8 protein-coding genes are annotated in these 12,622 nt (G+C 39.0%); 1 reads left to right on the top strand and 7 read right to left on the bottom strand.

Features of this window, described 5'->3' with window-relative positions; translation table 11 throughout:
* Window positions 1-118: 118 nt before the first annotated feature.
* From nagB to CBF29_RS03290, 3 genes are all read right to left on the bottom strand, one after another.
* Entirely contained in the window at window positions 119-829 is a 711-nt protein-coding gene (gene nagB, locus CBF29_RS03300) for a glucosamine-6-phosphate deaminase (protein ID WP_126807299.1), read from the bottom strand.
* A 148-nt stretch (window positions 830-977) separates the two neighbouring features.
* Window positions 978-2,798: a glutamine--fructose-6-phosphate transaminase (isomerizing) gene (gene glmS / locus CBF29_RS03295; RefSeq protein WP_126807297.1), complete on the bottom strand. Its 1,821-nt coding sequence runs from the start codon at window positions 2,796-2,798 to the stop codon at window positions 978-980.
* A 326-nt stretch (window positions 2,799-3,124) separates the two neighbouring features.
* Window positions 3,125-4,477: a DEAD/DEAH box helicase gene (locus tag CBF29_RS03290; RefSeq protein WP_126807294.1), complete on the bottom strand. Its 1,353-nt coding sequence runs from the start codon at window positions 4,475-4,477 to the stop codon at window positions 3,125-3,127.
* Between the two features lie 162 nt (window positions 4,478-4,639).
* Here CBF29_RS03290 and CBF29_RS03285 point away from each other — a divergent pair, with 162 nt between their 5' ends.
* On the top strand, window positions 4,640-5,395 hold the full coding sequence (locus CBF29_RS03285; protein ID WP_126807292.1) for an alpha/beta fold hydrolase: 756 nt from the start codon (window positions 4,640-4,642) through the stop codon (window positions 5,393-5,395).
* Between the two features lie 269 nt (window positions 5,396-5,664).
* Here the strand turns inward: CBF29_RS03285 and CBF29_RS03280 are convergent, their stop codons facing one another.
* The 4 genes from CBF29_RS03280 to CBF29_RS03265 all read right to left on the bottom strand — a co-directional run bounded on the left by CBF29_RS03280 (window position 5,665) and on the right by CBF29_RS03265 (window position 12,566).
* Window positions 5,665-7,317, bottom strand: coding sequence for a peptide ABC transporter substrate-binding protein (locus CBF29_RS03280; protein ID WP_170169974.1), 1,653 nt, complete (start codon window positions 7,315-7,317; stop codon window positions 5,665-5,667).
* A 635-nt stretch (window positions 7,318-7,952) separates the two neighbouring features.
* Window positions 7,953-9,911, bottom strand: a complete 1,959-nt coding sequence (locus CBF29_RS03275) for a heavy metal translocating P-type ATPase (RefSeq protein WP_126807287.1) — start codon at window positions 9,909-9,911, stop codon at window positions 7,953-7,955.
* A 408-nt stretch (window positions 9,912-10,319) separates the two neighbouring features.
* Window positions 10,320-11,225, bottom strand: coding sequence for a DUF7916 family protein (locus CBF29_RS03270; protein ID WP_126807285.1), 906 nt, complete (start codon window positions 11,223-11,225; stop codon window positions 10,320-10,322).
* Window positions 11,226-11,243: 18 nt separating this feature from the next.
* The gene (locus CBF29_RS03265) at window positions 11,244-12,566 is read right to left on the bottom strand and encodes a PTS sugar transporter subunit IIC (protein WP_126807283.1); all 1,323 of its coding nucleotides are present in this window, start codon (window positions 12,564-12,566) and stop codon (window positions 11,244-11,246) included.
* Window positions 12,567-12,622: the final 56 nt, after the last annotated feature.

Raw genomic sequence — 12,622 nt, 5'->3', positions numbered from 1 at the left:
CATATTCTCACGAAATTCTTACTTGAAATCATTTTAAACTATCATAAAAAACAGCCACTGAACGCTCATACTTTGCGTTCAATAGCTGTTTCAGACTTTACTTTGTTTTATTTTTAGCTTACTTAGACAATTTCGCTGCTGCTGCCTCATCTAAGATGAGTGTCACATTAGGATGATTTTGTAAAACACTTGCTGGGACATCTTCTGACACTTTGCCTTCAACAGTATCTAAAATCGCTTGCGCCTTTTTCTCTCCATAAGCTAGCAGCACAATTTTTTTAGCAGACATGATAGACTTGATGCCCATTGAGATGGCAAATGTTGGGACATCTTCTTTTTTCTCGAAATTCCGGCTGTTTGCTTCGATCGTCGAATCAGTCAAAGCAACTTTTTGAGTCGTAGCTTCAAAAGAAGCCCCAGGCTCATTAAAGCCGATGTGCGCATTTTCCCCTATTCCTAAAATCTGAATGTCAATAGGATTGTTTTTAAGAACTTCATCATACCTTTTGCATTCTGCTTCGATATCTTCAGCAAGCCCGTTAGGTAAATAATTGGCTTTGAATGGCTTTTTATCGAATAAATGTTCACGCATAAAATAATCATAACTCTGATCATTATCAGCAGATAAACCAACGTATTCATCTAAATTTACAGAAGATACCTCAGAGAAATCTAAATCACTCTTGACCAATTCTTCATATAACGTAACCGGGGTACTCCCAGTTGCTAAACCTAACACCTTTACCCGTCCAGCACTCATTTCTTCTTTTATGATATTAAAAGCTTTTTTTCCGCCTTCAATCTGATCTTTAACCACAACGATATCCATTTATGTCTCATCCTCCGTATCCATTTGGTATAGTCCAATTATAAAGCAAAACTGCCCTTTTTTCAAGAATTTTGTTAACTAAATATAAAAACTCCCTCATACTTTGTTTTCCTAGCATCTTCAATAACCCTTTCTAACACAAATATTTCTATTCTACGGTGACACTTTTAGCAAGATTTCTTGGTTTGTCTACATTATTTCCTTTCATTAGCGCTGTATAATAAGCTATCAACTGGGTGGGCAAGACACTCATTAAAGGCGTAAATAATTCATGAACCTTCGGCAAAATGATGTCATCTCCCTCTTGTGCCAAATCTTCCATCACGATGGCACATGTTGCGGCACCGCGACTCTCAACTTCCTTCAGATTACTCCTTGTCTGAAGATGAGTTGATTGCCCTGTAATCAGCGCAAATACTGGCGTTCTTTCTTCAATCAGAGCAATCGTTCCGTGTTTTAATTCTCCCGAGGCGAATCCTTCACACTGTAGATAGGATATTTCTTTTAATTTTAACGCCCCTTCCAGGGAAACGGAATAATCTGCTCCCCGTCCAATAAAAAATGCATTTCTCGTCTGCTTCAACATTTTCTCTACCAAGTCTTGATATTTTCCCTGTTTGGTTAACAACGTATCCATTTGATGGGCGGCTAGACTTAATTCAGAAGCGACATCAAAGGTTTCTGCCGCCATTATCTTCTTTGCTCTTCCGACTACGCTAGCCAAAATCGATAACACCGCAATTTGTGCTGTGTATGCCTTCGTAGAGGCCACTGCTATTTCCGGTCCTGCATACAAAGGCAGGGTAAAGGAAGCTTCACGAGACAAGGTGGAACCTAAAACATTGGTGATAGTCAAGGAAGGATAAGCCCATTTATTTGTCTGGACCAACACTTGACGACTATCTGCAGTTTCTCCACTTTGACTTAAATATATAAAAAATGGTTTCTCCGAAAGCAGCGGCGTATGATAGCCAAATTCACTAGACAAATGAACTTCAGTTGGGATTTCTGCCAGTTTTTCCAATAAATTTTTCCCAATCAGTCCTGCATGCCAACTTGTTCCGCAGGCAATAATATATATACGGTCACTTGCCAGCAGACTAGAAATAATTCGTTCGTCGATTGCCACTTGCCCATTTTCTGTCGTGTAGGCAGACACAATCTTCCGCATCACCGCTGGCTGTTCCTCGATTTCCTTCATCATATAGCAATCGTATGAACCCAGCTCTATTTCATTTGACCCAGTAGAAAACTCAAAGGACTTTCTGCTCTGATGATGTCCTTCATAATTTTCAATAGTAACCGTATCTTTAGTAGCGATGATTAACTCTTTATCTTTTATCTCCATAAATTCTTGTGTCAGACCAGTCATGGCCAATGCATCGCTGCACAAACCATTAAACTGATCTCCTATAGCAACCAGTAAGGGGCTTTTATTTTTTGCGCCATACAGCACTTCTGGCTCCAATCTGTCGATAAGGGCGAAGGCATAGGAGCCTTCAATCATCGCCAAAACTTTTAAAAAGGCTTCTTTCGCTGAAAGATGATCTTCTTGGGCAAATTTTGCGATAAGATGCACGATCATTTCTGTATCTGTCTGTCCTTGCATCCAGTCCGTTTGTAGTAAATCAGATTGAATCATTTGAAAGTTTTCGATGACCCCATTATGGACCAAAACGAAACGTCCGTCATAAGATACATGGGGATGAGCATTTTCCTTGGTGGGAAAACCGTGAGTTGCCCACCGTGTGTGCCCAATCCCTCTAGTTCCCCTGACATTTCCAGTTGTCATCATTTCTGACTTCAGCTCTTTTATGCCTCCTTTTGTCTTGATTAAATAGTCCTTAGTTCCATTAGAATCCACAAAAATACCTGCTGAATCATAGCCCCGATATTCCAATTTTTCCAAACCATTCACTAATCCATCCACAATATCTGTCTTGCTTATTAATCCGACAATACCACACATTACTTTAACCAACTTTCTTGTTTAACGTTATGTGTTTCCAGTGCGTGATTTTTATTTTGTTTGAACCTTGCGATTCTATTTGTTAAAAATCTCTAGAGTGCACTCCCTAGAACTACCCGCCGACACTTCGATTAGTTCTCTCCTCGTCTTCTGTCTCAACAGAACTGGCGCTATCCACAAATGGTATACACCTATCCTCCTTTGATTTTACTTTTGGAAACATTTTAAATGTTATCTAAACAAGACTAGTTTGTCAACCATCTTTTAAAATGGTATAGATGTAATTTAAAAAGTTAAACAAAAAAAATAAACCGTGTTGCCACGGTTTATTTTTTAAATTGGTCTCTACGTTTTTTTCTGTCTGCCCGTTGCAGTGTACGACTGCTGATTTTCCGCTGTTTTCGTTCTTGCTCAGAGATGGCTTGTTTGATTTTTTTCTTATAGCCGGGTTTGATTTTTTTCTTTTTCTTCTTTACCATCCCTTTGATTTTAGGATCAAGCTCTTGGGTTTGTTTCTCTCGCTGTTTTCTACGGTTACGATCATAGGTATCCACAAGTTCGCCCTTACGAAATTCTTTTGGTTGAAAGACTATTCCCATTTTTTCAAGCTGGACGATAGCCTCTTCATCTCCCGGTTCATACAAGGTGATTGCCGTGCCAGGCAACCCTTGTCTACCTGTTCTTCCTACGCGATGGATAAAGAAATCCAGTTCTTTCGGTACTTCAGCATTTATGATATGAGAAACACCTTCAATATCTATTCCTCGCGCTGCCAAGTCAGTAGCAACAACAAATTGATACTCCAGATTTTGTATCTGGCGCATGACCCGTTTACGTTCCCGAGGAGTAATATCCCCATGGATTTTCGCCACTTTAAACTCTTGTGTTTTCAGGTATTCAGTGATTTCATCTACCCTGACCTTTGTATTAGCAAAAATAATCGCTAAATAAGGATGACCGACCCGTAACAAGTTAGCAATCAGCTGGTTACTGTTTTGTCCCTTGGTGGAAATCAGCCAGTTCTCAATCGTCTCGGAAATCACTTCTTTCGATGCCACAACTTCGATATGAGGGTTTTTCATGTATTTTTTCAAAAAAGGACGTAAACTTTCAGGTATGGTCGCAGAAAAAACTAACATTTGAAGTTTTTCCGGCAGCTTGCCTGCAATCTGATCGACTTCCTTTAGGAAACCCATATCAAGTGTCATATCTGCTTCATCAATTACGAAAGATGACGCTGTATGAATTTTTAACGCTTGCTCATTGAGCATATCCAAAATTCGTCCGGGAGTCCCAATGACAATGTGGGGTTGGTTATTTTCCAACTTTTCCAACTGTCGCTGTTTATCCGTTCCCCCGACTAGCAAAGACACACGCAGTTCTTCATCGCTGAAACTTGCCAGCCTTAGTGCCTCGTCATAAATTTGAGTGGCCAATTCACGACTGGGTGCCGTCACCACTACTTGAACTTCATCTTTTTCAGCAGTCGCCCGACTCATTAAAGGCAGTAAAAAAGTATGTGTTTTTCCTGTCCCAGTTTGAGACTGCCCAACAACGCTTCTTCCATTTTTAATCAACGGAATCAACCGCTCTTGCACTTCTGTTGGTTGTCTAAATCCTTTGGCCTCGATAGCTCGCAATAAATAATCGGCTAAGTCCATCTGTTTAAATGTTGTCATTCTCTCACCTCTTCCTCATCCATTTCCTGTAGCATTATATCATAAAAACAAGTGATCCCAAACTCTTTATTTTGCAAAAGTGCTTTAACTTTGGCTTCTAGTTACCCCTTACGTATACTAGAGAAAGAGATTTTAATGAAGATGCTGTAAAGGATGGATTACATGAAACTAACTATACACAAACGAATGATTAAAGAAATCCCTGTGCTCGAAGTTGTCCCTGAAAATAAATCCTCTGCGCCGTTGCCGCTGATTATATTTTACCATGGCTGGCAAAACACAAAAGAACTCTCACTGACTCAGGCTAGAAGATTAGCTGCAAATAACTTTCGCGTCATCATCCCAGATGCGATGTTTCATGGTAAACGAAACCAGTGGGACAGATCTTCTATTCCTTCATTGACCTTTTGGACTACGATTGCGTACAATCTTTTGGAATTTTCAATTATTTTAGATTACGCTCATAAGAAAAACTGGATTTTAGACCATCGGATTGGTGTCAGCGGTTATTCGATGGGCGGTATCACGACCTCCGCCTTATTGACATCACATCCGGAAATTTCCGCAGCTGCAAGTATTATGGGAACGTCTCAACCTTGGGCATATTTTAACTTAATGAAGAGTCGTATCAAAGATACTAACTATCTTTTGCCAGATGAACTGACACTTATCTTGCAATGGGTCAAAGATGTTGATTTAGGTCGACACCCTGAAAAAATTGACGGTCGTCCTTTTCTCCTCTGGCACGGAACGTTAGATGACCGGATTCCTTACACACTGACAAAAAAATTTTATGACAATATCAAAGAACAAAGCTACGCAGAACGCACCATTTTTCTCACCGGAAAAGAGGAAGGACATTTGGTTACGACTGAACTGATGGATACCATCACTGATTTTTTTACAGCAAATTTATAATCAGACCACCCCTGAGCTCTAGAGAAATAATGAAGTGATCCGGTATTGGAACTATTTCAGCATCAAAGCTATCAGATGATAAATAATTTTATCCCCTGTCTACAATTTTCAACGAACTAAAAAATAAAAAGATAATAAACTAACAGGCACCACCTATCATTAAAAAAATAGGTGGTGCCTGTTGAACTTAGCCAAGAAAGTCAAAGCTAAAAACAATTGCCAATAACCGTACATCCATTTTTTCCCTAATCCCTCTGCCAAAAGGACTGTTACGGTTCTAAGTAAGCAGCCTTATACTCAAAACGAGGGCCGGCATTATGATATTTCACTCCTTTTAACTTGGGATTGCGCAAGTGGTTAGGCCCGCTAAAATAGAGCGGCGTCACACCTTGTTCCTCCATTAGAATTTTTTCGGCAGTCAGCAAATCATCCCACCGTTTATCCACATCCAGCACATCATCCTCATTCGCTTTTCTCAATGCTTCATCATAAGCTTGGCTGTTGTATTTCCCCCAGTTGTGCGCAACACTACTTTGAAATAACTGAAAGAGACTGGTAGGGTCTGGATAATCAACGCCCCAACTAACTAGGTAAAGGTCAAAATCTTGTTTCGCTGCACTTTCCATAAAGACCGACGTAGGATAAACTGACGCTTCTATTTTTGCTCCGGGCAAATGTTCTTTAAAAACTGCTTGCAGATACTCGCCCATTTTACGCATATCTTCACTTTCAAAAGTGATTAGATGGATGGGTACTTCATCCGTTTCAGATAACCCAAGCTCCTTCTTCCCTTCCAGCCATAATTGTTTAGCCTTGCTGACATCCATTTTCAGGACATTTCCGCTAGCCTTGGCAAAGTCTTCACCGGTTTCAGAATGACTGTAAAGACCATCAAAAATCAAGCCGCTGGCTGGTACTGCCCCATTGTTAAGTAAATTATCTGTTATTTCCCGACGATCTACGACTAAAGAGACTGCCTGACGAATTTTTTTATTGCGGAAAAAATCCTTGGTATGGTTGTAACCAATGAAGATAGTTTGTACCGGCTTTTCAGAAACGAACGCCGGGTTATCCAAGTTATTTTTGACAAATTCGCCCGTGATATTTACGTCATCGGTTTCGCCACTTTCAAACAAGCTGACATTCGTAGAGATTTCTTTGACCACATTGACTTTGATAGTATCTGTTTTTACAGATTCTTGATCCCAATATGCCGGGTTTTTATGATATTCCCAGTTACTGCCACTACCGGGACCGGCAAATTCTGCTAAAACAAATGGACCATTATAAATAGCTTGTTCACTGTTAGCGCCAAATTCCTTTCCCTGTTCTTTTACATAGGCTTCATTCAGAGGAAAGAACGCTGAGGAAGCTAACAAAGCGGTAAAATAAGGCGTTGGATAGGTCAGTTCTACTTTCAGTGTATAATCATCGATGGCACTGATGCCCAATTCTGTTGCCGGTTTGTCGCCAAAGATAATAGCTTCAGAATTTTTGATGCTGCTAAATAAATGAGCGTTTTCGCCGGCATTCGTATCTGCATGGGCACGTTGCCAAGCAAAAACATAGTCGTGCGCCGTCACCGGTGTTTCATTGGACCACTTAGCTTCTTTTCTTAATTTAATCGTGTAAGTCAAACCATCTTCACTGATTGCCGGCAACTCTACAGCTCCAGCTGGTAGTGGTTGGTTGCCAGCATCTAGGCGATATAATCCTTCATAAACATTGTTGATTACAATAATGGTGTTCACATCAACGGAATTGGCAGGATCTAATGTATTTAGTTCTTGAGTCACATTTATAACCACCGCTTCCGTTGTTCCTTGTTCAGTTTTTTCAGGTATATTTTTCTTAGGATAGCAAGCGGTCAAAAAAACCATTGTGGTTAATACGAATGCAAATAAAGTCATTGTCTTTTTCATTTGACGACTCCTTTCAGGCGAATAAATTATTTTTAAACTGTCTTCAAACAGGGATACTATGACATACTGTTTAAAAACAGCTTTATTATTTGAGGAAAACATTTTTTAGAGCTTCTTTAAGACTACGTTGACTTTATCAACATCGTTTTCTATTTATTAAAGTGACCTTCATTTTTCACCTCAGTCTTTAGTTATGTTTTACAAGACTCTTTCAGTCCAGAATGATATTTGCAGCTCCCTAAATGCCTTTATATTTTCTGAAAATATTACTTCTAATATAAAAAAATTACTTCTAATAACAGGTACCTCGCAAATATCATGTTTATTTTACCCCATTTCAACAATAAACGTTAAAAAACTGCTTGGTTTTCATTCTTTTCGACACTGAATAATCAAACTTTCTATGATAGACAACTTAATGTAAGTAAACTAATTGAAAACTTGACAATTGCCTTCGTATTTATGTTTTTTGACGTTTCAAGTCTTATTATCTCAATAGTTTGAGTATCACTTATATGTTTCAAGCTTTTAGTAACATAATAAAAAAGCAGTTTGATTTTGTAGTAAACCTAAAAAGTTAGGAGAAAATCCAACTTATAAAGGTAAATCACTTATCAAACTGCTTTTCTTTTTTATTATTTAGTTTGTCTGACCGGTGCTAGAAGTCTCAAGCCATTCAATATGACCAAAACCGTGCTTCCTTCATGGAACAGGACACCTATAGGCAAATTCATTTTTCCGATGAAGTTCAACACCACAAGGATAACGACCACTGCCATGGCGAAGAAAATATTTTGCCAAACGACTTTATCCAATTTCTTGGATACTTGATGAGTGTAAGCTAAATTTCGCAAATCATTTTGCATCAAGACTGCGTCTGCCACATCCATTGCCACATCAGTTCCTTCTCCCATGGCAATTCCGATATCGGATTCGACGATTGCAGGTGCATCATTGACCCCGTCTCCCAGCATGGCTACAATGCCATATTGCTTTTTCAACCGATTGACAATAATTGATTTATTCTCCGGCAAGACGTTGCCGATGACCTCATCAATACCGACCAAATCACCCACAGCCCGACCTGTTTTTTCAGAATCTCCTGTAATCATGACTGTGTGAATTCCTTGCTCTTTCAAGTAACTGATTACGCCTTTTGCATGTTCATTTGGAACATCCATCATGGCAATAAGACCGACTACTTCATTATTTTTCGCCACATATACCACAGTTTTGCCTTCTTCAGCATATTGTACATTGTGAGCAGCAATTTTTTCTGGAACGTTTTCAAATCCAGAAGGCTTGCCGATTTCATACTCATCATCAAAATGTTTAGCAGTCAGGCCTCTGCCGATCATGTTTTCAACTTCAAGATTGAGAGCTTTATCTGCCTCAAAGTTTTCCAATATTGCATGAGCAAGAGGGTGATTGGCTTGTTGTTCCATCGCAACAATCACATTGACAGTGGCTTGTTCATCCACATCGTCAATAAAATAAACATCGGTAACTTTTGGTTCGCCTTTTGTTAAGGTGCCTGTTTTATCGAAAGCGATCGCTTGAATACCTGCAAAGTTTGCAAGGAAAGAACCGCCTTTAAACAAAACTCCCTTTTTAGCTAAATTAGAAATCGCTGATAGGGTGGCGGGCACGGCACTGGCTGCTAACGCACAAGGGGAAGCAACGGTCAGAAAGACCATCCCTTTATAGAAACTTTGGTACCATGACCAGCCTAGAACAGTTCCTCCAAGTAAGATGAACAAAGGAACAATAATTAGAACGGTATTGACATATATTGGTTCAAGCTTTTGAATTTTTGTAGCTGTCTTTGACTGATTACTTTGTGATTGATTCACTAAATCAATAATCTTGGCAAAAAGAGTATCTGAACTGTCCTTGGTAACTTCCATAACAAAAGTTCCTGTCCCATTAATCGTACTGCCGAAAACCTCATCCCCTGCAGCTTTTTCTCTTGGAATACTTTCCCCGCTGATAGAAGATTCATCAATTGAGCTTATACCTGAGATAATCACTCCATCAGTAGGAATCTGATCCCCATTCAACACTTGCAGACGATCACCGATTTTCAATTCTTTTACAGACACGGTGGTCGTGTGCCCCTCATCATCCAAAAGACGTGCTTCTGTAGGATTCATACTCATCAAATTCGAAATTTCACGTTTACTTTTACCTTCTGCATACTCTTCAAGGAAATGTGAACTAGAAAAAATCAAAATCAGAAGAGAACCTTCAAAAAAATCCCCAATGATCATTGCACCGACTGCTGCTAAAGTCATCAAAATATGAACATTCGGGCTAAATCTTTTCTTCTCAATTGTCTCATGATAAGTTTCTGAGAAGCCTTCTGCAGTGATATGATAGCCTGTCATAATCATCGCAGTCAGATACAAAACATTTTGTATCAAACTTTTTTCTTTTAAAAATAATGCTGCGATAAAAACAGCCAAACCGATAAAATATAAGATAACAGGCAATTTCCCATGTTCATGACCATCTGCTTGATTGTGTCCGCACTGACGACCGCTTCCAGAACTATATTCTTTTGGGGCTTGTTTACTATAACTTGTTTGTTCCATTTTTATTCTCTCCTTTTCTATTTATTTCTAATCAATAATCATTCTCAACACATGAACAACTATTCATATATTAATTATAACTCTTTCCACGGGGATTGCAAGTAATCTGCCAAAACAGAAATGATTCCGATTATTATTGATTTGCCAAAGAGATTGGATGTCAAAACATTGAAAATTTTATGATTAAAGTCCACCTGTCCCTGAATGAGTTTAATTCACGAAAAAATAAAATGACTTTAAATTTTTTAAAATAGAGAAAATAAAAAACTCCAAAGATGCTATCTAGTGAAGAAAATAACATCTTTGGAAACTATTTAAATATAATCATTTGAGTTATTTAAAATTAACTTTTAGAATCATATAAAAGCCCATCTAGAGAAGTTGAATCCTCCAAATGGGCTTTTGATTTTAGCGTTTTACTGAACGAGCAACTCTGCTCATCGTATGTCGAACCCCTCTGATGGCAACTGACATCGCATAAATATTTTCTAAGGTAGCCACACCCGCAGCATAACCGCCGTCACCGATGTGCTGAATATCAACACCGGCAATTTTATTGCGTAAAGCAATATGCTTAATTGTTTCTTGGTCAGCACTTTCCTGACTTGTGCCAATAGCAGACATCGTCAATGCACCGTGTGCCTTAGCATACTTGACCCCTTCGATCAGTTCCTCGTCAGTAAATCCGGGAATTGAGCCTACTGCCGGCATTAAAATGACGTCTGCACCAGCTTCTACAAATGCTTGGATAGCTTCCTTCGATACGACTGGTTCATCTACCCCTGCACTGTGCATTTTGCCAGCAATAATCATTCCAGAAAAATGATTTTTCGCCAGTTTAATGCCCTGCTGGATACTTTTATTTGTCACTCCTGTCCCCGGATTCCCAGTTAGACAAATGAAGTCCAAACCCAACTTATCTGCCAATTCAAGAGTTTCCACAGAACAAGCACGCCCAGCCGGAATCTCGATACGATTTTCTAAAAAATCTGCTGTATCATCCAGTGGTTCTAAATTGATTCCAACAGGACGTCCAGTATATTCCCTTACTTGCTGGATTATTTGACTTTCGTCACACTGAGCTAAACCATTAATTTTCGGCGCATAACAATCGAAACCATTCATTAAAATCAAATCTGCCCCATAAGAGACTGCCACTTCAGCATTGGTGATATCTCCAATAATCGGTTGCATATTCCCAATGACTTCTGAACAAATGATACGTCCAGCAGATGCTTTAATAGACTGTTTTAATTCTTCTTTATTCATTTCTAGTATTTCGCTTGCATCTGCACTTAAAAAACGCTTAACCATCACTAAAATTCCCCTTTATTAATTAGTTTTACTTTCTTCTGCACCTGCATACTTATCCGCTGCTTTCAAGAATGGTATGTAGATTAACACTGAACTGAGCAAACAAACAACTCCTAATAATAATCCCTGCCACGTACCCCCAGTCGCTAAAAATGAAAGTATCGGTCCAGGTGTGGTCCAAGGAACACCAATTCCTGCAGGCACTACCCATTTTAGAACAACAGTTGCAACGTAGGCAATAGACATACTGACAATCGGTGTTAAAATAAACGGCACCGCCATAATCGGATTTAACACTAATGGTAAACCAAAAATGACAGGTTCATTAATGTTGAATATGCCTGGCACTAAGCCCATTTTAGCTACTTCACGATAATCACTTCGTTTGGATACCGCTAAAATTGCAATCAGTAGTCCCAGCGTCATACCAGCACCTCCCATATATGCGTAAGCACCGGAAAGCATGGCATATGTGTCTGGATACGGAACGTCAGCAAGGGGCTTGCCTGCAAGAATATGTTCTGAATTAATTAAATCTGATTCTGTAAAAATAGCACTTATAATCGGATTTAAAGTTGCTGGACCATGGATACCAAAGAACCACAACAAGCCTAACATAAAGGTAATGATATACACACCAAAGATATTAGCCCCTAATTTTCTTAGAGGTGTTTGGATCCAAGTATACACAAGTTCATTCAAACCATCTCCGGCAAATTTTGTTCCTATAAAAGCAATAATTGTGGTTATCAAAATTGTTAATAATACTGGAATCAAGGCAGAAAAGGAACGGCTAACTGCTGGCGGCACCATTTCCGGTAACTTGATTTTCAGCTTTTCATTTCGCGTTAACTTAGGTAAAAATTCTCCCACAAGGCACCCTATCAACATTGCAACAAAAAGACCTTTGGCTCCCAGATAATCTGTTTTTAGAAAGGAACCATTTTCTGTCCATTCAGGTATTGGATAAATAATCATAAATGATGCCACAGCCGTAATTCCCACAGTTGTAGAATCCGCTTTGTGATGTTTAGCTAGATGTTCAGCCACTAGGAAAACAATGAATAAGGACATAATATTGATTGTTCCATACATGACAGTTGACAGGACACTTTGAGCATCGGTAAGATTCGGAAATAACTTGGGTAAGAATAATAGTCTTGCGACTAAACTTTCCGGATCAAGAAACAAAGAATTAATGAGTGCAACAATAGAGGTTGCCATAGTCAATGGAAAGGTTAATATGAAACCATCTCTTATGGCTGCTAGAAAGCGATTGCTATTTAACACAGTCGCGATCGGTATAATCGTTTTTTCTAACCAACTTGTAAACTTTTTCATGGTATATCTCTCCTTTATCGTGATGAGTTTATAATAAGCCCTATTTATTTTACAAA

This window comes from Vagococcus elongatus, from assembly GCF_003987645.1.
GTDB lineage: Bacteria > Bacillota > Bacilli > Lactobacillales > Vagococcaceae > Vagococcus_A > Vagococcus_A elongatus.
Note: the sequence above shows the minus strand (reverse complement) of the source record. Positions and strands in the feature narration are given on the sequence as shown.